General features: G+C 57.6%; 21 protein-coding genes and 2 pseudogenes. 10 read left to right on the forward strand and 13 right to left on the reverse strand.

What is annotated here, in order from left to right; all coding sequences use genetic code 11:
• Positions 1-41 precede the first annotated feature (41 nt).
• The 6 genes from NMG46_RS21330 to NMG46_RS21355 form a co-directional block, all read right to left on the reverse strand.
• A complete protein-coding gene (locus NMG46_RS21330; protein WP_292469482.1) occupies positions 42-1,520 on the reverse strand; it encodes a sulfatase in 1,479 nt (492 codons plus the stop codon).
• A 79-nt stretch (positions 1,521-1,599) separates the two neighbouring features.
• Positions 1,600-2,901 (reverse strand): sugar ABC transporter substrate-binding protein, encoded by a 1,302-nt coding sequence (locus tag NMG46_RS21335; protein ID WP_029354766.1) that lies wholly within the window; start codon positions 2,899-2,901, stop codon positions 1,600-1,602.
• 24 nt (positions 2,902-2,925) lie between these two features.
• Positions 2,926-3,750, reverse strand: a complete 825-nt coding sequence (locus tag NMG46_RS21340; protein WP_189375176.1) for a carbohydrate ABC transporter permease — start codon at positions 3,748-3,750, stop codon at positions 2,926-2,928.
• 4 nt (positions 3,751-3,754) lie between these two features.
• Positions 3,755-4,633 carry a carbohydrate ABC transporter permease gene (locus tag NMG46_RS21345; protein WP_128240987.1) on the reverse strand — a complete coding sequence of 293 codons (879 nt, stop codon included), beginning with the start codon at positions 4,631-4,633 and terminating at the stop codon, positions 3,755-3,757.
• Positions 4,634-5,011: 378 nt separating this feature from the next.
• Entirely contained in the window at positions 5,012-6,025 is a 1,014-nt protein-coding gene (locus tag NMG46_RS21350) for an SIS domain-containing protein (RefSeq protein WP_254819540.1), read from the reverse strand.
• The gene (locus NMG46_RS21355) at positions 6,022-6,894 is read right to left on the reverse strand and encodes an N-acetylglucosamine kinase (protein ID WP_254819541.1); all 873 of its coding nucleotides are present in this window, start codon (positions 6,892-6,894) and stop codon (positions 6,022-6,024) included. The genes NMG46_RS21350 and NMG46_RS21355 overlap by 4 nt, the downstream gene beginning before the upstream one ends.
• 43 nt (positions 6,895-6,937) lie before the next feature.
• Between NMG46_RS21355 and NMG46_RS21360 the strand changes: the two genes are divergently transcribed.
• Together NMG46_RS21360 and NMG46_RS21365 are read left to right on the forward strand one after the other, a co-directional pair.
• Entirely contained in the window at positions 6,938-7,330 is a 393-nt protein-coding gene (locus tag NMG46_RS21360) for a hypothetical protein (protein WP_254819542.1), read from the forward strand.
• On the forward strand, positions 7,257-8,084 hold the full coding sequence (locus NMG46_RS21365; RefSeq protein ID WP_029354755.1) for a MurR/RpiR family transcriptional regulator: 828 nt from the start codon (positions 7,257-7,259) through the stop codon (positions 8,082-8,084). Before NMG46_RS21360 ends, NMG46_RS21365 begins: the two co-directional genes overlap by 74 nt.
• Here NMG46_RS21365 and NMG46_RS21370 read toward each other — a convergent pair.
• Positions 8,081-9,298, reverse strand: a complete 1,218-nt coding sequence (locus NMG46_RS21370) for a D-arabinono-1,4-lactone oxidase (protein ID WP_254819543.1) — start codon at positions 9,296-9,298, stop codon at positions 8,081-8,083. The two genes, NMG46_RS21365 and NMG46_RS21370, sit on opposite strands and share 4 nt — an antisense overlap.
• 446 nt (positions 9,299-9,744) lie before the next feature.
• Between NMG46_RS21370 and NMG46_RS21375 the strand changes: the two are divergent.
• Positions 9,745-10,778: pseudogene (locus NMG46_RS21375) on the forward strand (IS110 family transposase).
• A 666-nt stretch (positions 10,779-11,444) separates the two neighbouring features.
• Here NMG46_RS21375 and NMG46_RS21380 read toward each other — a convergent pair.
• Entirely contained in the window at positions 11,445-12,149 is a 705-nt protein-coding gene (locus NMG46_RS21380; protein ID WP_127313408.1) for a hypothetical protein, read from the reverse strand.
• Here NMG46_RS21380 and NMG46_RS21385 point away from each other — a divergent pair.
• Positions 12,136-12,369 (forward strand): hypothetical protein, encoded by a 234-nt coding sequence (locus tag NMG46_RS21385; protein WP_254819544.1) that lies wholly within the window; start codon positions 12,136-12,138, stop codon positions 12,367-12,369. The two genes, NMG46_RS21380 and NMG46_RS21385, sit on opposite strands and share 14 nt — an antisense overlap.
• 523 nt (positions 12,370-12,892) lie before the next feature.
• Entirely contained in the window at positions 12,893-13,924 is a 1,032-nt protein-coding gene (locus NMG46_RS21390) for a hypothetical protein (protein WP_254819545.1), read from the forward strand.
• A gap of 100 nt (positions 13,925-14,024) precedes the next feature.
• Here the strand turns inward: NMG46_RS21390 and NMG46_RS21395 are convergent, their stop codons facing one another.
• Entirely contained in the window at positions 14,025-14,396 is a 372-nt protein-coding gene (locus NMG46_RS21395) for a hypothetical protein (protein WP_127313405.1), read from the reverse strand.
• Positions 14,397-14,623: 227 nt separating this feature from the next.
• On the opposite strand from NMG46_RS21395, the gene NMG46_RS21400 reads away from it, so the two are divergent.
• From NMG46_RS21400 to NMG46_RS21410, 3 genes are all read left to right on the forward strand, one after another.
• Positions 14,624-14,794 carry a hypothetical protein gene (locus NMG46_RS21400; protein ID WP_254819546.1) on the forward strand — a complete coding sequence of 57 codons (171 nt, stop codon included), beginning with the start codon at positions 14,624-14,626 and terminating at the stop codon, positions 14,792-14,794.
• Between the two features lie 444 nt (positions 14,795-15,238).
• Entirely contained in the window at positions 15,239-17,401 is a 2,163-nt protein-coding gene (locus tag NMG46_RS21405) for a prolyl oligopeptidase family protein (protein ID WP_254819547.1), read from the forward strand.
• Between the two features lie 38 nt (positions 17,402-17,439).
• Entirely contained in the window at positions 17,440-18,138 is a 699-nt protein-coding gene (locus NMG46_RS21410) for an OmpW family protein (RefSeq protein WP_254819600.1), read from the forward strand.
• 734 nt (positions 18,139-18,872) lie between these two features.
• Here NMG46_RS21410 and NMG46_RS21415 read toward each other — a convergent pair.
• Positions 18,873-19,091: a helix-turn-helix transcriptional regulator gene (locus tag NMG46_RS21415; protein ID WP_029354714.1), complete on the reverse strand. Its 219-nt coding sequence runs from the start codon at positions 19,089-19,091 to the stop codon at positions 18,873-18,875.
• A 109-nt stretch (positions 19,092-19,200) separates the two neighbouring features.
• On the opposite strand from NMG46_RS21415, the gene NMG46_RS21420 reads away from it, so the two are divergent.
• Positions 19,201-19,467, forward strand: a complete 267-nt coding sequence (locus NMG46_RS21420) for a DUF2285 domain-containing protein (protein WP_029354712.1) — start codon at positions 19,201-19,203, stop codon at positions 19,465-19,467.
• 478 nt (positions 19,468-19,945) lie between these two features.
• Here NMG46_RS21420 and NMG46_RS21425 read toward each other — a convergent pair whose 3' ends face one another.
• Positions 19,946-20,179 (reverse strand): helix-turn-helix domain-containing protein, encoded by a 234-nt coding sequence (locus tag NMG46_RS21425; RefSeq protein WP_029354710.1) that lies wholly within the window; start codon positions 20,177-20,179, stop codon positions 19,946-19,948.
• A 116-nt stretch (positions 20,180-20,295) separates the two neighbouring features.
• Here NMG46_RS21425 and NMG46_RS21430 point away from each other — a divergent pair, with 116 nt between their 5' ends.
• Complete coding sequence (locus tag NMG46_RS21430; RefSeq protein WP_051695304.1) at positions 20,296-20,577, forward strand: DUF2285 domain-containing protein; 282 nt, start codon at positions 20,296-20,298, stop codon at positions 20,575-20,577.
• A 547-nt stretch (positions 20,578-21,124) separates the two neighbouring features.
• On the opposite strand, the gene NMG46_RS21435 is transcribed toward NMG46_RS21430, so the two are convergent.
• Positions 21,125-21,862, reverse strand: coding sequence for a LuxR family transcriptional regulator (locus NMG46_RS21435; RefSeq protein WP_254819548.1), 738 nt, complete (start codon positions 21,860-21,862; stop codon positions 21,125-21,127).
• Positions 21,863-22,820: 958 nt separating this feature from the next.
• Positions 22,821-23,294: pseudogene (locus tag NMG46_RS21440) on the reverse strand (DDE-type integrase/transposase/recombinase); the annotation flags it as partial.
• Positions 23,295-23,761 lie beyond the last annotated feature (467 nt).

Here is a 23,761-nt window from a genome sequence, read left to right on the forward strand (position 1 = left end):
AATGCCTCGCTCGTGACCGTCCTGGCGTCGGTCCGCCAAGGTCAATAGTCCTCAATTCTCTCCGGGCCGGATCCACTTCTAAGCATCATTGCGGAAAAGCTGCGGCCTAATAGGTCGTATTTCAACCCCCTGTGATGGTGGCTATCCCATAGGTCATAATGCTCATTGGGGTCCTCTTTATGATCGAACAGCTCTCCTATTTCAACATCGTGATATACATTTAGTTTGTGACGTCCATCATAGTACATCGATGCGCGAGACCCTCGGCTGCCGCGGAACCTGAGGGAGTTGTGATACTCACTGACAACGTATGGCTTATGGCAATCCAGTGAAGTGTTCCCAAGCAGCATCTGGTCGAGTGACAGCCCCTGCATGGCCTTTGGGACCTCAAGCTCCGATAACGAGAGCAATGTGGGCGCAATATCGACCAGCTCGACAAGTGCATTCGACACGGATCCTTGGGCTGGGCTGCCAGGCACGGAAATCACAAGTGGGACATGCACCACACCCTCATAGAACCGGCAGCCTTTGTAGAGCAGGCCGTGGTCGCCCATCATATCACCATGATCGCTCATGAAGACGATGATCGTGCGATCCAGCTGGCCGGTTTCCGTCAAAGTGTCTAGTATCCGGCCGACCAGATCGTCCACCTGTGCCACCTCGGCGTGATAGGCCGCTCTCATCTCCCAAATATTGAACTTCGTTGGTGGCGCTTCATGCGTAGGTCCTGCCAATTCGTCGTTGTGCGCCTCACCCGCGTCTGTTGCTGCGTGCCAAGGATCCACCGCGAATTTCGCTTGCTGATCGACTCGTTCAAATTTCTTCTGGTGCTCGAGATCAATCGGCTTGAACGCAGGATCAGGCATATCATTTGGATTGAACCGGCTGAGGTAGTCTGGCGGGGGATTGAGGGGCGGATGAGGCGCGTCGATGTTAACGCCTAAATACCAACTACGATCAGAATGCATCTTGATGAAGCGCTCAGCCCGATCGCCTGCCCAACGCGCCTGCCGATATTCTGCGGCTGGTCCCGGACCATAGTGTTGGTCAAGATAGGGTTTGAAGTAGGCTTCGGGATTGATCCCTTTTGACCACATCCACGCATGATAGTCGTGGTTGCCTGACCACTCCGGAAATGGCTCAGGGCTCCAGTAGAACTCGGCAAATCCATCATCGGGGCGCTTTTCTATCATGCCACGTGTGGCAGACAGGTGCAGCTTTCCTATGTGCCCTGTATAGTATCCGGCGTTCGCCATCAGTTTTGGGAGCAAAACGAGATGCGAAGGAAATGTGCCGGCGCCGTTCTGATGCACTTGGTGTGCGATCGGATACAAGCCTGTCAGAAAGCTCGTTCGGCTCGGCGTGCAGATAGGGCTCTGACAATACGCACGGGCGAATGCCGTGCCCCTCGCCGCCAGGCGGTCAATATTGGGAGTCTGCGTGCCTTTGAACCCTAGGCACTGCAAGGTGTCCCAACGCTGCTGATCGCTGCAAATCCAGACTATACTAAAGTTCCTCAACTCTCATCCCACGCGCTATGAAGGTTCAGTTCGCGCGCGCACCGGCGCGCAAAACCGCGCCGGTGGCGACGTGTAACGGCTATTTCAGGTATCCAGCGCGCTTCACGATTTCGACCGCATCACCTTGAGCATCGTCCAAGGCAGCCTCTGGGCTCTTGCTCCTGACAACCGCTTCTTGCAGGGCACGGCCAAGGCGATCGCCGATCTCCTTGAATTCTGGAATGCGAGGATAATACCACTCGGGCGCCCCGCGAAGCGTTTCTGCATACGTTGCCGCAAACGATCCATGGCCATAATCATAGTCATGTTTCGCACGGATTTCCGGATCGTCCCACAGCGATGTCCTGGTGATGGCGACAAAGGTGCTGTCGAGCGAAATCCGCTTCATGAGATCTTTACTCGTCGCCCATTGAAGGAAGGCCGCTGCAGCTGCCTTGTTTTCTGATGCAGCTGGAATGACATACGCCTGTCCCGCAAAGGGCGGGAACCTCCCACTTACGCCGCCAGGGGGCAAAGCAAACCCAAGCTTGCCGACGACCTTCGACAGCTTGGGATCGAGAATGCGACCTGCGGTGGGAGCGCCTTCGACAGTCATAGCAATGCGGCCCTGCTGCATCGCGATGACAACATCATCGAAGGTTGCTGAGATGCTCCCAGGCACAGTGAAATTGGTCATCACATCCGTGTACCATTTCAGCGCCTCCACCGCAGCGGGCGAATTTACCGTGGGCGTCAGATCCGCTGGTTCGTTCGCAAAATATTTACCGCCAAAACCATAAAGAACCTGGCCCCAAAACCATATATTCTCGCCAGTATCCGGTTGACCCCGTAGCGCCGTGCACTGAATGTCTGCCTTTCTCAGCAGATCACAATCATTACGGAACTCTTCCCACGTTTGCGGTGGCTGTTTGATTCCGGCTTTCTCGAACAAGTCGGCACGATAATACAGGAGCTGTGTCGCCGCGAAATGCGGAAATGCCAGCTGTTTGCCGTCCTTATTGTAGAGGCGCAGCACGGGAGCGATGAAATCCTGTACGTCCGCACTCTTCATGTCTATGTAATTATCGAGCGGCTCCAGGATATCGCCAGATGCGTATCGCCCGAACTCCTCGCTCCCTAAGTATACCACGTCGTAACTATCTGAACGCGTTAGGAGCTCGACCGACACTTTTTGAACGGTCGGCGCATAACCGAAGAGATCAAACTGCACTTCAGCGCCAGTCTTCTCTGTGAATTCGTGCGCGAATTTTTTGAGCTCCAAATCGTATGCCGAGTTTGTCGATAGGACCTTTATTTTCACGCCGTCATAGCGCTGCTGAGCCGACGCTCCGCCGCCGACGGCAACACCTAATGCAACAGCAAGAATTCCAAGACATCTCATTGCTTTTCTCCTTGAGCTAGCGTTTCACCCTTTCACGGAACCGGTCGTTGTTGGGCCGGCGACGTATTTTTTTACGAACGGCACGAACACCACGATCGGGACCAGCATAAGCACGCATGCGGCTGCCGCCTTGCCCCAATCGGTCCCCTCAAATGGGATGAAATTCAGTATTGCGACGGCGGCAGTTTTCGCGTCATCGCGTGTCAGTGTCAGCGCGAAAAGAAACTCATTCCACGAACCAATAAATATCAGTATTGCTGTTGCCATGATACCAGATTTGGCGATGGGTATCGAGATGAGCGTCATCGTCTGCAGCGTTGACGCGCCGTCTATCATCGCGGCTTCTTCAATTTCACGCGGCACTTGGTCAAAAAACGCCGACAAATACCATATCGCAAGCGGAACCGCGAACATTGTGTTGACGATGATCAGCGCAATCTTCGTGTCGACGAGGTGTACTTGGCGAAAAAAGAGAAAGTAGGGGATGATGTAGATCATCGCTGGCGCCGCCCGGAGTGCCAACACCAGCGTCAATAGCCTTCGCATCGCAGTTTTCCGCAAATGAGAGATGCCAAAGGCTGCCGGGATCGAAAGCGCCATGGTCAATATGATGGTGCTGCATGAGACCACAATTGAATTGATGAGCGCGGAAGAGAAGTCCTTGTCAGCGATTATCGCGGTATAGTGCTGAGCGGATGGCTCCCCCACGATCACGGGCGGCCATTGAAACATCTCGGTCGGCTGCTTGAGAGATGTCGATAGGGTCCACAATATCGGCGAGAACAGGAATAGCGCAAAGGCAGCGGAGACAAGGTATCCGTAGATGCGACGTCCGAGGTCCCGACGCATGGGCTCACCTCCCAACGCGAGTGGCCGAGATTTGGCGAATAGACCAAAAACACACGCCGACGATCGTTGTTGTGAATGCCACGAGAATTGCGGCGGAATAATCTAGATCGAGATATGTAAATGCGGTCAGAAAAGCGTAGAAGTTTAGGGGTTCAGTCGCCCCAGCCGGCCCGCCACCTGTCAACACGAAGATCACGGGGAAAATCCCAAGGACCTCTAAAGCTTGAAACACGGCGACGGCTCCCATCGCAGGTATGACAAGCGGTATGGAAATATGCCATTGCGCCTGGGCCCAACTTGCTCCGTCGAGGTTTGCCGCCTCATAAATCTCGTCTGGGATCGAGTCCAAAGACGAGAGAAGCAGCAAAGCAACGATGGGAACGCCAAACCAAATCGATACGATGATCACCGAGATCAGCGCTGACGTTTTGCTTCCAAGTAAGTCAGCTTCGAAATTGTGACCGAACAAGCTTGCGAGATAAGACAAGCCGCCGACACCAGGAATGAGGAACAGCTTCCACACAATTCCGCCTACCGCTGGCGGAACTACGGACGGAAGCAGGAAAGCTGCTCGCATCCACCGTGTGCCAACGAGCTTTTCCTTAAGCGCTATTGCCAACGCTAATCCACACAGTAATTGGAGGACGACGGGGACGACGACCAAAATGAACGTAACCAGCGCGGCGTTGATGAACCGACCGTCGGACAAGAACCGCGCGTAGTTGTAAAGCCCGATAAAGCGCGTCTTTTCCGGGAAGGCTATGTTGAAGTCCCCGAACGAGAGGGCAACGACAGCTGCAATCGGGACGAGCGTCGCGAGACATAGGAACCCGATCGCGGGTGTAATGAGCGCCGAAGACACTTTAGGCCGGGAAGATGCCATCGTCCGTTAGTCCTGGAGTTATTTATTCTCGCCCTGAATGGGTCCCCAAGCTGCTGTCAGCAATGCTAAAGCGAGCTTCAGTAAGCAGAGGGCGTCACGATGCAGTGTTCCCCGTGGTGAGCTATTCGCGGCCGTCGACGTGATGAAGTGCCGAGACAATTCCACGGTGTATAGTTTTATTGTAGGGTTACCTTTCCAAGTTTCATACGCCTTTGGAAACAGAATGCTGCGTAGCATGGAAATCGGCAGGCGAAGCACGACGCATTCTTGCCCGTCAACGGCCTCGAGACAGCGGGATCACTGCCACTGGCTCGCCATTGCTGTCTTGATCAGGGCCAAGAAGGATGCCCGGAACGTGTCATCTCGTGACGCGCGTGCTCAGACCCGGGGCTCCGATTCATTCACGGTCACCTTTGTGTCATTTTGGCTATAACGAAATTGGGCATCAGTAAGTCCGGCCGCGTCGGACAGTTCTGCGGCTAGCAGCTGAGCGGGCAGGATGTCCACGATTGATCGTCCCACACGGTTCTGCAAAGATGGCACCTTCACAACTGCTAGGTTTTTGGCGTCCTGAGGCGACTCGCTTGCGGTTACCAGAAGAACTGCACAGCCGATTTCAGCCAATTCCTGCGCCAATCGCACTTCGCGGCCGTCACCAAATATCAAAATCCCGGTTGCCTGATCCATCGATTCCATCGGGCCGTGCAAGTAGTGCAGCGTGTCTGCGACGCCGGTGGGCACCCTCGCAGCCTCGCGAATGAGCAAACAAGCCTCGCCCGCCGTACCCAAAGCCGATATCGCGCCAACGCAATCGATCGCCCGCTGGTCATGAAACATTTCTCCAATGCGTGCCATCTTTTTCGCAGAGGTTTCCAAGACGTCGCTTGCTATCAGAGGAATGTCGTTCCAATTGAAGCTGTCTTCACCGCAGAGCGCATCTATCAGCAGCCCGCCTGCCAGCAGCGAGCCTGTGTAGCCGGTGCTCGACGGCAGTGAATCCGGACCGGACTCGAAGCGAAGTGCTGCCGAAGCGGTGCGTGACAGCGGGTCGTTGCCTCCGCTTGTAATCGCGAGGGATGGTAACGTGCTGTGGATGGTGAGTGCAGCGATTGGCTCGATGCTTCTTCCTCCGACAGAAAAGACTATGATCGCGTCGCCAGGGTCCCCCGGCTCCATGAGATCGACTGCGCGCCAAGTATTTGCTCGTCTGCCGCGGCGTTGCAGCTCACCGGCCACTACCCCCGCTGCCTCGTAACTCGCGCCTATTCCTGTAACGACGACAGTCCCCTTTTCAAATGGCGCGAGATCAAGGTCGCGAAGCTGCGTTCCGACCACTTCCAAGGTATGGCGAAACTGATTGGGTTGACGGGCGATCGTTGACCTGTAAATCATTGGATATCCATATGTTGAGAGACAATTGAGGTCTCTGGGCCATCCCCGGCACTGCAAAGTTGCCGCGCCAAGACGCAGGCGCCTAAGACCGGCGGCTTGTCGAGGAAGGTGACCGCCACTGTCGCCCCGAAACGATCGGAAATTTGATGGGAGAACGCATTGGCTAAAAGTGGCTGGGCGAGGATGACCCCTCCGCCTACCACCACGTCTTTGTCGGACACGCCCGCCAACTTCAGGTGGTGAACTAATTGGGTCAGGGCCGCTGCGCCCTCGTCAATAACGCGCTTAGCCAACGACGAGCCTTCATTGGCTGCGTAGAAGATAACGGGTGCGTGTCGCCCCAGAGCCGAGGCACCGCCTTGCTTCGCGATAGCGGTGCCGATGTTCGTGGGGCTATTCAGTCCAAATGCCTCACAAAGCGCTTCGACAAGCGGCTCTGACCTTGCCCCTCCGAGGTCAATGTGCCGTCGCACTGCTCGACCAGCCTCACGTACTAAACCGGGAGCGCTCCCTTCGTCTCCGATTGCCCAGCCCCAACCGCCTGCGACATGCATCCTGCCTTTCTGGTCCCGAGCAACGGCGATTGAGCCAGTTCCCGCGACGACACCAATTCCGCTGGAAAGCCCCATGGCTAGGGGAAATAGCTCTGCATCGTTGACGACCCTCAACGGGCAGGCAAAATGATTGGAAAGGGGTTTTTGCAGGATGGCACACTCGGCCTCATCATCACATCCATGAGAGCCAATCGCGATGCCGTTGGGAGTGGCGCCATCCGCAAATCCGCTGATTAGCGCGATTAGTCCAGGAATATCGTGGTCATAGGCTCCACAACGCCATTCACTGGTCCTCACCACCAAGTCGCGGCCCATGCCCTGTTCCAGGCAGCTTCTCAAATGCGTTTTGGTGCCTCCGATGTCGACACCAATCGATATAGAACCCATCTCGTCATCTCTGTTCGCATTCGCGCCCAGCGGCCGCGGTCCCAGTCTCTCGCTGAAGGAATATCACTTTTTTTTCGTCTGCGAAAGATGGTTTTTTTCATCATTGGCAACTCTCTCCCCGCGCGGCGATGATGGTCAAATGCCGTGCAAAAAGGCTGGCAGGCGGCTGGGCGCTCTAACGAAAACAATGTTCACGGCTTGGCAATCTGCTGAAAACTTCCTATTGCTTTCACTGCCCGTGTCAATCAAGCCTAGGGAGCTGGAGCTCGGCGACATCAAGGGAATCGTAAATGCAGGAAAAGATCTTGGCGCGCTTGCGTTCGTCTCAGCCCAGCCTCAGTCCGGCGCTCCTTCGCATCAGTGAGTACGTCCTTAACGATCCCGCGAAGGTCGTGAACCAAACTATCACGGAGGTTGCTGACGGATCCGGATCGAGCGAAGCGAGCGTCTTGAGGTTCTGTAGAGACATCAAATTTTCGAGCTTCCAGCGTTTCAAACTGGCATTGGGGATCGAACTCTCCACTCACCAGACAATCAGACACGCCAGCCCGTCTGGTGACGTCATCGACGACACGCTGTCGACGGCCATCACCGCGCTCAAGCAGACAAAAGACCTGTTGAACCACGCCGCTCTCGAATTGGCGGCAAAACAGATCATACGAGCAAAAAGCATAGATCTGTACGGGTTCGGCGGCTCTGCGAATGTGGCCCGATACGCGCATTACTTGTTTGTTCGATTCGGACTGGTGTCGCGCGTGCTGGACGACCCACATCTCGCCGTCATGAGTGCAGTGAATCTCGGGCCGAAGCAAGTCGCACTGGCAATTTCGGAATCTGGCTCGAGCAAGGATACAATCAACTCACTTATGGCGGCCAAGGCGGCTGGCGCATTTACCATCGCAATCACCTGTCATATACGCAGTCCGATCGCTGCCAACGCGGACGCTGTACTGGGAGCATCCTCAACAGACACGCCCATCACGCGAGGAGCATTCTCCAGGGTCGCTGGACAATATTTGATCATCGACATCCTCGCCAACATGATCGCTAAAGATGGCAGCAAGTTCCAGGCGGCTATGCAGCGAACCGCAGAAGCCACCATAGATAAAAGCTTTTAGCCGAAACGTTCGCGCAGGTAGTCGTTCAGGAAGCGACCGTCCGGGTCGAAGCGAGCCCTTTGAGAAATAAAATCCCCGTATCTTGGGTACAAGGCTTCGATCTCGGACCGGCCCAGGCTGTGAAGTTTGCCCCAGTGCGGACGACCTTTTACCCAGGAAAAGATTGTCTCGCAATCGCGGATGAAATCCCAGTAGTCCTCTCCTGCTGCGCCGGACACCGATATCATTGCGGTCTTCCGCTCAAAGTATGGACTCAACCAAATATCGTCAGCCGCCACGGTTCTATACTCAACCGGGAATATCTGCGACGGATGCTTCGTCTGGATCAGCTTGCGTATTTCACGCAATACCGCCGGACCGTCCTCGTAGGGCACCGAGTATTCGCATTCGTTATGGTTCGGCATCGGAATTGAACCCGGAAATATCCGATAGCTGGGCCCTATTCTCTCGCCGGCCTGTGCTTCGACAGCTGCTGACGGCTGAGTTGTGACGTTCAGCGTTCTGATTTCGCAGACATCAGCTTTACTGCGCGTACGACCAATGCCAGACGTGTCGGGCAGGCTGTATAACGATGCCGAGTGTTCGGTCGGGCACCAGAACACGCGGAGGCTCCGGTTTTCCTGACATAGCTGATCCAAATGATTCATGCATTCTTCAAAATCCTCACGCCATATTTTGTCATGAAGATCAAAAGCAGGAACAAGCTTCATCGTGACGGAAAGCACCACGCCAAGCATTCCGAGACAAACTTTCGCAGCGTTGAGGACATCGATGTCTTGCGAAGCATCGAAATTGGCGATGGATCCATCGCCCATCGCTATCCGCATTCCAATTATCGGGCCCGCTAAGCATTGCAAACTATCGCCGCTGCCATGCGTACCCGTCGATACGGCCCCGCTCATCGTCTGCAGATCGATATCGCCCTGGTTGGGCAATGCCCAACCAGCAGAACGCAGTTCAGGGCCAACGTCACAAATCCGCGTTCCGCCGCGGAGGGTTACGCTGCCGTTGGTTGGGTCGATATTTTCGATCCCTGTTAGACGCTCCGCGGAGATTAGAACTCCGTCCGTGGGGACAATCGGCGTATAAGAGTGACCCGTACCCACTACGCGGACGCGCAGATTGGTTGAAGCTGCTGTCTTGATCGTTCTGCAGACGTCATCGTCCGAACTTGGCATTTCGAAATGCTTCACCCGACAAACCTGATTGCTCACCCAGTTCCGCCAAATCATGCTAGGGCCGAGTGTCTGCGCTCTGGTCTCTGAAGAAGGCAATGGAGTTCTCCTTGCGTGTGTTTTCTCGCTGCTAGGTGCTGCGGCAGCCGCCTCGGCCCGCCAGAATAGGGTCGTCACGCTGTGCCCAGCGCCGACTCATTTTGGCAGGCATGACGGATATCATCATCGACCTAGATACAAAAGAAGATTATCTCCATTATACTCGGTGCCCCGGCAGACCGACCAAGGACTGGCGACGCATCCACACTCGATACGACCGATGCGCGCACACATTCTTGTCAGCAATCGCCTTCGCTGCAGCGTTCATCTTCTGGATCAATGAGATGCTGTAACGGGGCCTGCGTCGTGCGCTGCCCGTTACCGATTGCATGCTGACCGGTTGCCGCCGACGCTCCCGTATCTGATTCTGACAGGAGGATTACGGGATGAAACTGTTCATTGGGTTGGATGTCTCACTCGCCAAGACTGCGGTCTGCATTGTCAGCGAGCACGGCAAGATCGTGAAGGAGGCTGAGGTCGGCAGCGATCCCGCGGCGCTGACGCAATTCGCGCTGGAGCAACAGGGCGAAATTGCGATGATCGGGATGGAAGCCGGGCCGTTGTCGCAATGGCTGCACCGTGGGCTGACCGAAGCCGGCCTGGAAGTGGTTCTGATGGAAACCCGGCAAGTGAAGGGTGCTCTGAAAACCATGCCGATCAAGACAGACCGGCGCGATGCTGAAGGTATTGCCCGGCTGCTACATTTGGGCTGGTTCCGGCCAGTCCATTGCAAGTCGGTGTCTGCCCAGGAGATCCGCGCACTCCTCGGGGCGCGCAAATCCATCCAGCAGGGCGTGATCGCTCTGGAAATGTCCTTGCGCGGGTTATTGCGGAACTTCGGCTTGAAAGTCGGCGCAATCTCCAAAGGACGGTTTGATGCTCGCATTCAGGAACTGGTTGCCAGCAACACTACGCTGGTGGCGGCACCGAGCCGATGCTTCGCGCCCGTGCCACCCTCCGCCATGAACTGGCGCGACTGGAGCGGCATGTGCGCAGCCTAGCACAGGACGACCCGACCTGCCGCTTGCTGATGACCATGCCGGCCGTTGGCGCGGTGGTCGCATTGACCTTCAAGTCGGCCGTGGATGATCCGGCTCGGTTCTCGTCGTCGAAGAAAGTCGGCCCGTGGGTCGGCCTCACCCCTTCACGGCAGCAGTCCGGCGAGCGCGACGTGACAGGCGGTATCACCAAAGCCGGTGACGCCCATTTACGCCGCGCCTTATGCCAGGCCGCAACCGTCATGATGAACCGGGGCCGTGGGTCGTGGTTGCGGACATGGGCCTCGCGGGTCGCGAAACGGCGCGGCACCAAGCGGGCCATGGTGGCCTTGGCGCGTCGGATCGGTGTGATCCTGCATCGGATGTGGCTGGACGGAGGAAACTTCCGCTGGGAAGGAGCGCCAGAGCCGATCCATGCATGAGCTAATCTCCGTGTTGATGTCTGCCTGAGCGCAGACCTGCGAGGTCCCCGACCCGGGACGTGGTCCCGATGACGCCGCGGTCTGGACTGATGCCGCCCCGCCGGGCGAGCACGCCAATGAGATGGGCGCATCGGAACCATATTGGACAAGCATCATGTTGGCGGCCGCCGCGCCGACCACGGACCGAAGCATGAACCCGGGCAGAACCTCATACGGCAGGAAAGCAGGCGATATAGCACAACCAAAATGCAATCACGCTCTCCGCACACCCGGATGGGCGATCCCTTCTTGCATCAAATTTGCCTTGACGAGGACGGCCCTAGCCGACACGGCCTTTGGTCGGCGTCTCGGATGAAGTCTAGAATGCTTGCGTCGGCTCCAACCAACGTCTCTTCTGGAGCGGAAACACGCTCAGAGATTTTTCCACTCGGCGGTGTCGCGTCGAAGAAGCGTTCTGCAAAGAATAGTCCCCCGAAACCACCGTCATGAACCACAGGGACATAGCTGTGACGATTGATATTTCGCGTAGTTACATCGGAAACCGACTCGCAAGTCATAAGATGAGCTCTAGGTGTCATTATCATTCCAACCGTAAGGCCTGCCTGTACGTGCCAATTTCCGGACTTACGTCGGCGAGTTCTTGATAATCGTTTTTCCGCACGAAACTTAAGCTCCCATGGGAGAAGGCGAGGAAATCAATGCACGGTTAGCAACGACGAGCCTGTCTCTCGAGTAATTGTAGAAGCGAGAATCAATTTTGAGTTCCACGTTTGAAGGACGATTCCCAGTGCAGCGTCTGGACCCGGAGGCGTCTAGGAATCCAACAGCAGCATTCAACCAGAACCGAAATTCACCCACGTCGAAACGCGCAATGTTCGAGCGTATGGTCTCAGCGGCATGCTTTTCATGGACCCGCGCCAGCTTGCAGATTGTCATTGCCAGCATGATTGGCTGGTCGTTAGCCCGCTCCCACAGGAAGTCGTCGTCTAGAAATGATGCTTCGTCAGCATCCGAAAACTCGAATCCACTACTGTCCCGTACCTCGGCAAGATTTTCATAGGGATGACTGTGGAAATCACCGATGAGCGTCAAGTGTGGTGCCCATCGAACCATCAGTTCGCTCTTCAGGCGGACAGCCTGATCGTTGGGCTTCACGCTGTTCCGTGATCGCTTGGCTGAAATGCTGAGACTCATAAGATCGACATGGAAATGGGTCGTTCCTTTCGAGTCCTCGCGACTGAAGCCCCAAAGATACCCCAGCGTTTCCAGCTTTGTTCGGCGCGGACGACCATCTCCGAGAACATAGGCTTCCAGTGTGGCAAGCGTAATAGTGTGACGAGCTGCATCAGAAAGGGAAATGGTGAACTTCATCGTGCGTTACCTGAAGGTGCCTCCGATTCGTTTCCGATCAACGGCCAGCCACGATCCTCACTGGGGCTTCGCTGGTCCAAATCGCGATATATCCGACCTAGTCGGCCCGAATCCTGACCTTGATCAGGATCTCGCACGCGAAGTCCTGACCAAGAAGCCACGCTGGTACGTCGGGGGCTTTATCGTTCCCGCCTACGACGGTGTTGCGCCTGATACCTGACGGCGAGGAAACCATCGAAGAAACCGCCGACGACCTTCTCGCCAGTGAGACGCTGGACTCCGCTGTCGAGGAGGAGGTCGATGAGAAGGATTCGACTGACCAACCACCGCGGGACAGGTTTCTTCCGTCGTCGATAGGGTTGACGGTGGTTCTTCCGGAAACGGTGAGTCAAGTCACGCTGCGCGCAACATGGGGGAACTATAAGACGGAAGCCCCCATTGCCCGATGCGCTCCTCATTCCCGAAGTGTCGGGAAAGGGCAAGCCAAAGCCAGAAAAGCCCGAGAACCTCCGTTGGGTTCGGGTTTCCGGCGAAGCCGCGATCGTCCTCGACGTCACTCGGAACCAGTCCGGGATCCCGCTGCCGGAAAGCGCTGCGCCTCACAGGCCGGGCGGCGGCATCGAAGTCGCCGTTCACACCGTGTGCTCCGTCAAAAGACTCCGGAAGGGGCTGAAGAGCGTCTGCGCGTCATCACCGTCTTCTTGGTAAACCGTCGACGGAGCACAAAGGCTCCGTACAAGGACGTGGCCTACGCGTTCCAGACCCGGATCGAGCTCGAATGTGCGGATGGATTTTATCCGCGCAGCGACCTGTCCACCTACCAGTCCGATGATTTCGAACTTAGGCTGGGCGATCTCCATTATCGCGATGTCCGCGAATATGCCGTTGGTCGCAACACATCTGCAGGCTGGCAAGAACGGCGTGACGCGACGAACGATCCGCTCCCCGTGACGCGTGTTTGGACCGATTTCCTTCCGCAGCAGGAGGTGGAGCGTGTCGTCCCGGCAAGGAGCGATGGCGTCGAGTTCGGCATGGAGGCTCTCGCTCGGGCTGCCGTTTCCGGAGCCGAAGCGGTCAGTGCAGCCTTGGATTCACTGCCTGAACTTTACGCCGAGTGGCGGCGGGGTCAGGAAGGAATGATGACAGGGCTTGCGCCGAGACGGCTAAAGACGGGCCAGGCGCTTCTGGAAAATGTTGACACCGCCGGCAGCAGGATTCGCGATGGGATAGATCTCCTTAAGCGTGATACGGTGGCGCGTGAAGCATTCGGCCTGATGAATACGGCGATGGCGATGGCCAACCGCCGGCGCGAGGCAGTGATCCAGAAGAAGCTGCCGGGCGATGTAGACCCGCCAACATGGCGGCCGTTCCAGCTAGCCTTCGTCCTCCTCAATCTCGTTGGCGTGACCGACCGAAACAGTGGTGAGCGCGAGATCGTCGACCTGCTTTTTTTTCCGACCGGCGGCGGCAAGAGCGTATCTTGGACTTGCCGCCTATGCGATTGTGCTGAGGCGGCTCCGCGGATCTGGCGTGCTGGGTGCGGGCATCAGCGTCATCATGCGCTACACGTTACGCCTGCTCACGCCGCTGGTCTCGTCTGCGCGCTCGAATTCCTGCGGACCCATGATGACAATGGCCGGAAGACGCTTGGCGAATGGCCGATCGAGATTGGACTCTGGGTAGGCGGCGCAGCCTCACCGAACAATCCAGCCGCGAAATTCTTCCGACAAGGACGCCGCGACGACCTGGCTGAAGCGGTACCAGAGCAGCCCTAAGACGAAATCCCCGGTGCCACTGAAGGCATGTCCGTGGTGTGGTGAGCCCTTCAAGCCAGAGAGCTTCCACTTCACGCCCAACAGGACGGCTCCGCAGAATCTAGTGCTCAAATGCGAGAACGCCGAATGCGACTTCACGCGGGATCGACACCTGCCGGTGCTCGTGGTGGACGAGCCAATTTACCGCCGTCTTCCCGCATTTCTCATCGCCACGGTGGACAAATTTGCCTCCCTTCCATGGATTGGCAAGAGCGGCGCATTCTTTGGACACGTAGACCGGTATGATCCGGACAAGGGGTTCTTCGGCGCGTATGAGCCAGGCGAAGGTCGCCCCTTCGGAAACGGGCATCGGCTCGATCCGCCGGATCTTGTCATCCAGGACGAACTGCACCTGATCTCTGGCCCGCTTGGAACGGTGGCCGCACTCTACGAAACAGCGATCGACCTGCTGTCGTCGCGGCCGGGTCTTCATGGACTCATTCGTCCAAAATCGTCGCTTCGACCGCGACCGTCCGAAGGGCGGAGAAACAGATCGCAGCCTTGTTCGATCGTTCGGAGACGGCCGTATTTCCGCCACCCGGCATCCACCGTACCGACAGCTTCTTCGCCAGGACTGTGCCATCGACACGAGAGCCAGCCCGCCTCTACGTCGGTGTGGCGAGTCAGGATCGCGGGCCTAAACTCCTCTTTCTTCGGAGCATGCAGACCCTGCTGGCAGGCGCGCAGGCACCGACTTCCAGCCCGACGCAAGAAGGGGACGATCCCGCCGATCCGTATCTGACAGTGCTCACGTATTTCAATGCGCTTCGCGAGCTTTGGGGGCGCTCGTCGCATCTCCTCAGAACTCCGCTGCTTCCAGCTGGCGGCTGAAACCCACAGGCGCAGCCAGCTTGGTCGTTAACCGCATCGATCGCCTCATGGTGTCTGCCATGAATCCGTGTGCGTGAAGCGCTCCAGAGCGAAGATGTTGGGCGTCAACCAAGTTCACCAATGAGCTTCACTGCTCGAGTTCTGCACGGTGTCACCGACTGGCGCCGGAGGTTGATCCGGTGATTAGGAGGAGCACTCGTTGTCGGATTCTCGACGATGTCGGACATGTGACACAACGCTTCCAGAGCGATCGCATTGTTCCGAAACGATTTTCCCAGTTGGCACGACGGTTGCGATCCTATGCGCAAAAGCCCTGCGATGCCGCACCGACTGGAAGAACTCATCAATGATCACGCTTTTCGAACATGTGGGCGCCGCTACCAACACTGAGCGTTCCCGAGCCGACGGAAGCCTCTATCCCTTCTTTCTGAAGGCTGTCCGGACATGAACGCATTTGATGTCCGTCCAACGCTGGATGCTCCCGACGACGATCCCTATCTCTGGCTTGAAGATGTAGAGGGCGAGCGGGCACTTGCCTGGGCCGCCGGCCAGTCGGCAAAGACCCTGAAGCACTTCGGTGGAACGCAGTTCGAGCGCGACCGGGCGGCTCTGACAGCCATTTTCGACAATCGCGACAACCTTCCCCTGATCGCGCGCCGTGGTCAGTACCTCTACAATTATTGGCGAGATGCCGGAAATCCACGCGGACTGTGGCGCCGGACCACCCTTGCCGCCTACCTGAAGGCGGATCCCCAATGGGAGCTACTGCTCGATCTAGATGCTCTCGCGGCTAGCGACGGAGAGGATTGGATCTGGGACGGCGCGTCCGTCGAGCCGGAGAGACGGGAAAGAGCCGTTCTGCGCCTGTCGCGCGGCGGCAGCGACGCGGTCGTGCATCGCGAATTCGACCTGATCTCTCTGAGCTTTGTCGCCGACGGTTTCAATCTCCCCGAGGCCAAAGGCTACGTTAGTTGGCTGGACCCTGACACGCTTCTGCTTTCCAGTGCGCTTGGTAATGGCATGGCCACCCGCTCCGGCTATGCGCGCACCGTGCGACTGTGGAAGCGTGACGCGGATCCCCTCACCACGCCGGTAATCTTCGAGGCCGGGTTCGAGAGCCTCGAGGTGTCTGGTCATTCGGACCGCACCGGCCGCAGCGAGCGCCTTTGGTTCATTGAGAAACGGGCCTTCTACGAGAAGATCAGTTGGATCGGCGACAGGAGCGGGCCGAGGACGCAGATCGATCTTCCTCGCGACGCGTCGTGGCGGGTCTTCGGCGACTGGCTGGCGGTAAGGCCGCGCAAGCCCTGGACGGTGGGAGGCACCACCCATCCCGCCGACGCGCTGATCGTCATCTCGCTTTCCTCTTTCCTCGCAGGCGGACGCCGTTTTGAGACCCTGTTTCAACCAGGGGAAAGGCGCTCTCTGCAGTCATTCTTCTGGAATGACGAGAAGCTCATTATCTCTTACCTCGTCAATCTCGTACCGCGTTTCGAGATGTTCACTCCCGGCCACCAGGAATGGACGCGCCGAGTCCTGGACACCCTGCCCGCCGAAGGGACTGTCCACGTCTGGTCATTCGATGCGGCAGTTCACGAGACCAATGGAGAGGTCCTGGTCTGTGCTCAGGATCCGATCACGCCGCCGCAGCTCTTGCTATTCGATCTCAATGCCGCGCCGTCTCTCAGCGCTTCAGCAATCCTGAAGCGCAGCCCGGAGAATTTCGATGCATCCGGACTGGTGGTCACGCGCCACGAGGCAGTCTCTATCGATCATGAGCTGATCCCCTACACGCAGGTTGGTCCGGCGAACGGGAACGGAGATGCTCCGGTTCACCTTTCCGCTTATGGCGGGTTCGGCACATCACTCCTGCCCTACTACAACTCCCCGCTGGGCAAGCTGTGGCTCGAGCGCGGCGGCACGTGTGTGGAGGCGAACATCCGCGGCGGCGGCGAGTTCGGCACCCGCTGGCACGATGCCGGGCGCAGGGAGGGCAAGCGTCTCGCCCATGACGATTTCGCCGCCGTTGCCGCCGACCTCGTGCGAAGGGGCATCACCCTGCCGAGGCGGATTGCCGCTGAGGGCGGCTCAAATGGCGGCCTGCTGATCGCAAACATGCTGACCCGCTATCCTGAGCATTTCGGGGCTCTGTTCTGCACAGTTCCGCTTATCGACATGCGTCGCTACACCAAGCTCTTGGCGGGCGCGAGCTGGATCGACGAATATGGCGATCCGGACAAGGCTCACGATTGGGCTTTCCTGAAGGAAATCTCCGCCTATCACGCCGCGGCGCCGGGACAGCCCTATCCGCCTATCCTGATCGCCACCACGAAACGCGACGACCGCGTCCATCCGGGCCATGCGCGCAAGATGGCCGCAAAACTGCAGGCTCTTGGCTATCCCGCTTACTTCTACGAGGCCAGCGCAGGCGGGCACGGCTACGGCAAGGACAATCGGGAGCAAGCCGCATTCATCAGTCTAGGCACCAATTTTCTCCGCAGCGCAATCGGCTTCAACGATCACCTTCCGGAGATGGCGGAACGCGTTGCAACGCAAGAGGAGCGTTTGAGCTCCATCAACAATTCATTCGAGCAGGAGACGAAATAGTGCAGTGCATCCTTTCTGAACATCAAGGAGTGAATATCATGGCGAGAACGCGAATGGGCGTAACGCGGGCAATAGCAGCGGCGGTGGCCCTGATCATCGTGGGACAGCAGGCCGTCGCCGCGGAGCCTGCGCAAGCAGAGACCGTCCTGGCGGAGACGGGAGCCTCGGTCACCGAAGCGCCAAGCCCTTGGCAGGTCCGCCTGCGGGGGTTGGGCGTCGTTACGAAAGATCTGGGCTACGTTGATACGCTTCCCGGCTCCGGTCTTTCCTATTCGAACACGGTGACGCCGGAACTCGATATCTCGTATTTCTTTAACGACAACATCGCCGCCGAACTCATACTCGGTACCACCTATGCCAACATCGCGGGCCGAGGGACGATCGGTGGGTTGGGCAACATCGGCAAAGTTTGGCTGCTGCCGCCGACGCTCACGTTGCAGTACCATTTTACCGATCTCGGCGCGTTCAAGCCTTATGTCGGCGCCGGCGTGAACTACACGATCTTCTATAACCAGGACACTGGCAGCGCTGACGCTCTCAAGGTGAAGAACACGTTCGGCACGGCGCTGCAGGTCGGATTCGACTACATGGTGGACCAGCACTGGGGCCTCAACTTCGACGTGAAGAAGCTTTTCCTGAGGCCGGACTTCGACGTCACGGTGGCCGGCGCGAAGCTGACGGGGAAGGCGGAGCTCGATCCCTGGCTGATAGGCGCAGGTGTCACCTACCGCTTTTGAATATCAGAGTGAAGTCTGCTTCCCGACTGCCGGTTTAAAATGAAGGGCGCCTCGCGCGCCCTTTTTTATGGTCGACACTGCAGCGCAAGACCTCATGAAGCTATTGTCGGGCGGGGTTCTCTTCCGGCGGACCAAGAAGGTGCACTGGCCAACCGGCCTTGCGCCTGAGATGGAGTGCTTAGAAGCGCTTTGGATCGGGACGGGCTTTGGTATTGTGGGTGGAATGCTTCAGCCAGACTATTTGCCAGCATCGTCTCCCGGACGTCTGAGCTTCGTGTCAGCGCAAGGCGAACACGCGGCTCCTAGATGCCGACACGATGGCTGGTTCAGCCATGCTGCGACAGTTGCCTTTTTTTTTCAGTTCCTTTGCTGTTCGTGCGCTAACCGCAACGCTCCATACTAGTCTCGCGTGCCTGTCCCCGAGGGGTGGGCGGCAGAAAGCGATAAGGCCCGCAGAAAGAGGCGGACCGCATCCGAAGGACCGTAACCAAGAGAAGGACCTGAAGCGAGAGCGAAGGTTGCGGGAGGCCGCGGCGGGCCTAAAAGGCACTGCCGACCAACCCCCACGCCCCAGGAAAGGCTGACAAAAACCGCAGCGGCCGACTGTCCAATAGGGTGCGCCGCGCCAGGGCGAGCCAAATGGCAGGGGCTGCCGGGGGGCCCTAAGAAAAGCGTGGGTTCACGAGCACCCGGCGCGCGCCATCAGGCCGCCAGCTACTTGGAGGGCGGGTGTATCAGGCCTGTTTGTCGGGCCGAACCAGATCCATGTGGCTGACGCCGAGGGCCAATGCCAGTTCATAGATCGTGATAATTGTCGGATTTCTTCGGCCTTTCTCCAAGCCGCTGATGTACTGCTGACTGAACCCGGAAATCTCCGCAAGCTGCTCCTGCGTCAGACGCTTCCTTTGCCTGATCCTCTGCACATTCCGTCCGACCAACTTGCGCATATCCATGCACGCAAGCCAGCGGATCAGGCGGCTTGAGTTTATCAACTATAATATGTAATCCACATTTAGCAGGCAGAGGGCTTCGCGGGTCCATTGGCCGGAGATAGAATTAGCGATGTTACAGCCCAAATCGAACACGCCGTTTGCCGACGAGGTCCCCTGGTCGGACCGCATTACAGCCTACGACAAGGACCACTTTACAACCTATATGAGGCTCCTGGACGCCTCAGCCGACAACGCCACTGAAGAGGAAATGGCCCATGTGATCCTCGGCATTGATCCGGCACGCGAACCGGAGCGCGCACGGAACGTTCTTCGCAGTCATCTCGACCGTGCAAACTGGGTGGTGACGAGCGGCTACAAGGATTTGTTCGCCAGTTGACGAAATGGGCGGTGCGGTCGCTTCGCTTCAAGCAACGAAGTCGCGTAACCACAATGCATCGACGCATCACCACAGCGCGAAAGCGCTCGAAGATGATCGCGAGGACTTCCAGTCGGCGCGGATGGCCCAGCGCTTCGCAGTCTCATCGTTTTGTCCTCCGCTCGCCAATGGCTGCTTCCCAGGAAGCGGTGCGGCGGCGAGTCATGACAGGAACGGGCCCGCCGTCTGAGCCGCACCGCATCCGAAGGACCGGATGGACAACCTACTGAAAGCTCACAGCTAGCTAAGGGTTGCGGGACGCCGCGGCGGGCCTAGAAGGATGCGGCGCCACCTGCTGGGAAAGGCACAACAGAGAGAATTACGAGAGTCTAACGACGCACTAGGAGGCGCAGCGGAATGGTCGAGACGCCCTGAGCCAAGAAAAGCGGGGATCGACCCACCGGCACCCGGCACGCGCGGTGATGGGCGCGGGCGCCCACTACGTCCGCAGGCTCAACAGAATCTCACACGGATCAGCGTCGAGGGCCGCAGTTACGTCGAGAAACTCAATGATATCGAGACGCCGCTCTCCACCCTCATATTTCGCCACGAAAGATTGCGGACGACCAAGCTTCTCAGCCACCTGCGCCTGCGTCAGTCCTTTGACCTTGCGCAGTGAGATCAACTGGGCCAGAAACCGCTGGTGGCGGGGAGATCGAAGAGATTTGGGCATTTAGGTGAACCGGTCAGGTAAAGACCGGCTCAGCGACTAATCCCCGTTTCGGATTATCCCATTTTGGGATATTCTGCCTTGGATCCAGCGATCAACATGCGAGGTTCGCGGCAGACATGAATCGATCAACGGCAACAGGTAAGACTCAAAGCTCAACACTGCTCGACGAAGTCCCTTGGTCTGACCGTCTTACCGCCTACGACAGGGCGCACTTTACCACCTATATGAGGCTCCTGGACGCCTCAGCCGATGAGGCGCCCGAAGAGGAAATGGCCCATCTGATCCTCGGCATTGATCCGGCACTTGAACCGGAGCGCGCCAGGAAGGCGCTTCGTAGTCATCTCGACCGTGCGAACTGGATGGTGACGAGCGGCTACAAGGAATTGTTCGCCAGCTGACAAATGCGCAGTGCTCGGTCATACAAGTAGGCAGTTCCTGTGGCAGCCAGTGGTCAGGCTGATCGGGACCTGCACCACAGACGCGCCGGCAAAATGGACCCGGTGGCGAGCACAATTCAGTTCCCAGGAAATCGGGTTTTGGCAATTCGTCCGAGCGTCTGACGTGATAGAAGGTTCCGCTCTGTCTAGATGGGTAATAGCCCGGAGCAGCACTCCATATCGTGCCGGCGCTCGACGCAGAATGGTGCACCTCTTCGCTTTCAAGCCGGATAACCGATAGCCATCGCCCTAAGTCAACGGTTAGAGATTACCGGCAGGCAGGTATGCAAGCGGGCCATCATCGGAACCTATATAACCGCACGACTAGCTCGTCAGCGACGAAACACCCGCTCGAGCACCGATAGACTAAGATCACCGGCGCGGACTGGAAGAATACGGCTGCATCGCCCTGACCGAGCCGGCGGAACAGAAGATCTCGGCATCCAGTCAACGCTCGAGACAAAGCGCGCAATCGAATGGCCCGAGCACAAGCGGATCAAAAAGCTTCTCAGAGAATTGAGGATCCTTCGGACCCCAAAAGGGCTATAGCCTGATTTTGGGTTCGCACGCCTAACTTCTTCTTGGCATTGTCCAAATGAAAAGCGATCGTGCGTGGCTTAATGCCCAAGATGCGGCCGGTCACCCAGGCTGAATTACCCCGCGCTGCCCACCGCAGGCACTCATATTCGCGGGATGTCAGCGAAATCCCATCCACTGTTCGATCGCTCGGCAGTTTGCGGCGAACGCAACGATGAAAGCAGGCCGCCATCAGCTGAAGAGCTTGTTCGTACCGCTCAGCGACCCGAAGAAATACTGGACGAGGCTCATCGGCGGCAAAAGTAACCGCAGCGATGCGGCCGCGGAGATCGACAATTGGGATCGTCAAACCGCAGCAGATGCTGAATTGAGCCGCCTCATCGAATAGCTGCTGTTGAGCCGGCGACATTTTATCGCCTCCTAAATTCGATCCCCAGTGAAACGGGCAGCCGCCATTTCGAGCACGCAAGACCACAGGATCGAGTTTCTCATACTGATTTTCCAGATACTGTCTGGTCCAGCGGGGTGGATAGTTCGAAATTAGCCTCGGTTTGCCAGAAGGCCGTGCTGGCAAGGAGAGGTAGGCAAAGGAGATTAGGTCAAGTCGTCCGGCCGCCTCAGCCATGGCATCCCGGAAATCTGCCTCATCGATACTCTGTGACAGTCTTTCAAGGAATATCTCGAAAACAAGTGGCATGTCCCTCGTCATCGTCGCGCTCGATTCTTCCTCTTTCTGCACGCCTTCCGGCTGCGTCGTGTATGGCCCGACAACGCGATTGACTTCGCGGGCGTCGATGGGCTGACCAGCCTACAAAATGCTGCCGCTGCCATACTTGCGATCTACGCCAATGATCCCAATCATGTTGGGCTCGTCCAATGGCCGTCAGGGAAACGCCCCATGATCTTTGACCAGCTCAATCAGAGAATCTCCATGGATGAAATCATAACCGCCCCTGCATCAAATCAGGAGAAATCATTCTGCACTGGGCAAAGCCATCATTGATCCAGTGTTCGATGGGAACTCCGGCACGCACGAGCATAAGGATGCGGATAGGCCGCTCATCCCCCGCCTTAGGCGCGCTATGAATCCGGAACGCGGTCGTTGTGACGCTTTCTTAACGGGCAGATCGCCTCCACAGAGTGACATGCCAGTTCGCTGTCGAAATCGACGGCCGAGGAGGCTCGCCCCGAAATAGTTGACGTGAGAAAATTCACCGCGGTGATTATTGTGCTGCCATTGGTGATGTGAGGGAAGATGTCGGTCTTCGGCGTTGCCGGCCGCTATCAGCATTGGACACGTCGATCGTGGCGCGCTGCAATGGTGTAAGGCGCGTCTAAGCTCAATCTGCATCCGAATATGCAGATCACATTTATCTCCGGACGGGCCATTGATCCTGATGGAGTGCGTCAAAAGGGCGCCATGCCGGCGGGGAGGTATACCGGCAGGGCGCGCCGCACAAAGGCCCTGGTTTTTGGGCAATAGGACACCGGCGGCAGAACTGATTCGGTTACAGCTTGCGATCGAAATCCGGAACATGGTGGGCGGGTTGGGTGGAATTTGTTGGTTGAGCCAAGGAGGTCGCTCGTTTATATCAGCTTCACTGGACCGATTTGCGCGATTCATCGTCCATTCGCGCAGGGAATCGGCGTTTTACCCCCCCAATGCGTAGACCCAGACGTTTGCAGGCTGCCCGCAAAGCCTTTGACCGGTAGCAGGAGCCACTGTCGGTTATCACGGGCTCGACCCGGATGCCCAGCTTGGCATAATAGGCGACGGCGGCCTCCAGGAGGCAGCGGCGCTCGCCCTGCGCTCATCCGGCATGACCTGCACGAAGGTGACGCGAGAGGCGCCGTCAATGCAGACGTGGACGAACTCCCAGCCAATGCCGAGATGCCGGTTGACCGTGCCTGTCCGCCGTCCAGTGATGCGATGCCCCACCTAGACTAGCCGATGCGGCCAAGTTTCTTGAGGTGGGGATGAATGAGTTTGCCCGATGCTCCCGTTCATAGCGGCGAACGGGTTCGGGTTCCAAGGCGCTCAGCTCCTTGAGGCCCAACCGGTGTAGAACGCGGCTGACAATTGCCGGCGAGACACCCGCCTCGGCAGCGATCTGCTTCCCCGTCCAGCGCTGGGGACGCAGCCGCTCGATCGTCTGCACACGGATCTGTGACGATGTCGGACATGAGACACAAATCCCGTCAGAGCGACTCATTGTTCTGAAATGATTTTCTCATTTGGCACGACACGTGCTGTCCCAATCTACCAAAGCACTGCCGCGCCGCACGGGCCAATCCCATGATCACGCTCGCCGAACATGCGTTCGCCCCCGCGACACCGAGCGTTCCCGAGCCGACGCAAGAAGGTGCGTTTGCTTTCCAATCGGCATCGAGTAACGCCGGCACGTCGAACGTCCCGAGCTTGGCTACGGCTAGACGATACCGGAAAGTTCGTGACCACAAACGCAACTTCCAGAGCAATCCCTTCTACTCATTCGCCGAAGAGAGCCGCACTTGGATCGGAAAGAATTTAGTTGCGATGGCGTTCGCCCGACCAAGCGCGCGCCATCGGATCAGGACAGGTGCTTTCCGCCGTTACATGCCCGACCAG

Origin of the sequence: Mesorhizobium sp. LMG 17147, from assembly GCF_024297145.1 — a bacterium.
Taxonomy (GTDB): domain Bacteria; phylum Pseudomonadota; class Alphaproteobacteria; order Rhizobiales; family Rhizobiaceae; genus Mesorhizobium.

What these genes read in the sequence shown, in the direction of transcription:
- NMG46_RS21345 (WP_128240987.1), bottom strand. Translation starts at nt 4,633, where the DNA reads ATGGCATCTTCCCGGCCTAAAGTGTCTTCGGCGCTCATTACACCCGCG.
- NMG46_RS21360 (WP_254819542.1), top strand. Translation starts at nt 6,938, where the DNA reads ATGTCGACACCAATCGATATAGAACCCATCTCGTCATCTCTGTTCGCA.
- NMG46_RS21335 (WP_029354766.1), bottom strand. Translation starts at nt 2,901, where the DNA reads ATGAGATGTCTTGGAATTCTTGCTGTTGCATTAGGTGTTGCCGTCGGC.
- NMG46_RS21365 (WP_029354755.1), top strand. Translation starts at nt 7,257, where the DNA reads ATGCAGGAAAAGATCTTGGCGCGCTTGCGTTCGTCTCAGCCCAGCCTC.
- NMG46_RS21430 (WP_051695304.1), top strand. Translation starts at nt 20,296, where the DNA reads ATGAATCGATCAACGGCAACAGGTAAGACTCAAAGCTCAACACTGCTC.
- NMG46_RS21385 (WP_254819544.1), top strand. Translation starts at nt 12,136, where the DNA reads ATGGTGAACTTCATCGTGCGTTACCTGAAGGTGCCTCCGATTCGTTTC.
- NMG46_RS21355 (WP_254819541.1), bottom strand. Translation starts at nt 6,894, where the DNA reads ATGGGCCGCGACTTGGTGGTGAGGACCAGTGAATGGCGTTGTGGAGCC.
- NMG46_RS21405 (WP_254819547.1), top strand. Translation starts at nt 15,239, where the DNA reads ATGAACGCATTTGATGTCCGTCCAACGCTGGATGCTCCCGACGACGAT.
- NMG46_RS21400 (WP_254819546.1), top strand. Translation starts at nt 14,624, where the DNA reads ATGCAGACCCTGCTGGCAGGCGCGCAGGCACCGACTTCCAGCCCGACG.
- NMG46_RS21415 (WP_029354714.1), bottom strand. Translation starts at nt 19,091, where the DNA reads ATGGATATGCGCAAGTTGGTCGGACGGAATGTGCAGAGGATCAGGCAA.
- NMG46_RS21420 (WP_029354712.1), top strand. Translation starts at nt 19,201, where the DNA reads ATGTTACAGCCCAAATCGAACACGCCGTTTGCCGACGAGGTCCCCTGG.
- NMG46_RS21425 (WP_029354710.1), bottom strand. Translation starts at nt 20,179, where the DNA reads ATGCCCAAATCTCTTCGATCTCCCCGCCACCAGCGGTTTCTGGCCCAG.
- NMG46_RS21395 (WP_127313405.1), bottom strand. Translation starts at nt 14,396, where the DNA reads ATGAAGACCCGGCCGCGACGACAGCAGGTCGATCGCTGTTTCGTAGAG.
- NMG46_RS21435 (WP_254819548.1), bottom strand. Translation starts at nt 21,862, where the DNA reads ATGACGAGGGACATGCCACTTGTTTTCGAGATATTCCTTGAAAGACTG.
- NMG46_RS21340 (WP_189375176.1), bottom strand. Translation starts at nt 3,750, where the DNA reads ATGCGTCGGGACCTCGGACGTCGCATCTACGGATACCTTGTCTCCGCT.
- NMG46_RS21410 (WP_254819600.1), top strand. Translation starts at nt 17,440, where the DNA reads ATGGCGAGAACGCGAATGGGCGTAACGCGGGCAATAGCAGCGGCGGTG.
- NMG46_RS21350 (WP_254819540.1), bottom strand. Translation starts at nt 6,025, where the DNA reads ATGATTTACAGGTCAACGATCGCCCGTCAACCCAATCAGTTTCGCCAT.
- NMG46_RS21380 (WP_127313408.1), bottom strand. Translation starts at nt 12,149, where the DNA reads ATGAAGTTCACCATTTCCCTTTCTGATGCAGCTCGTCACACTATTACG.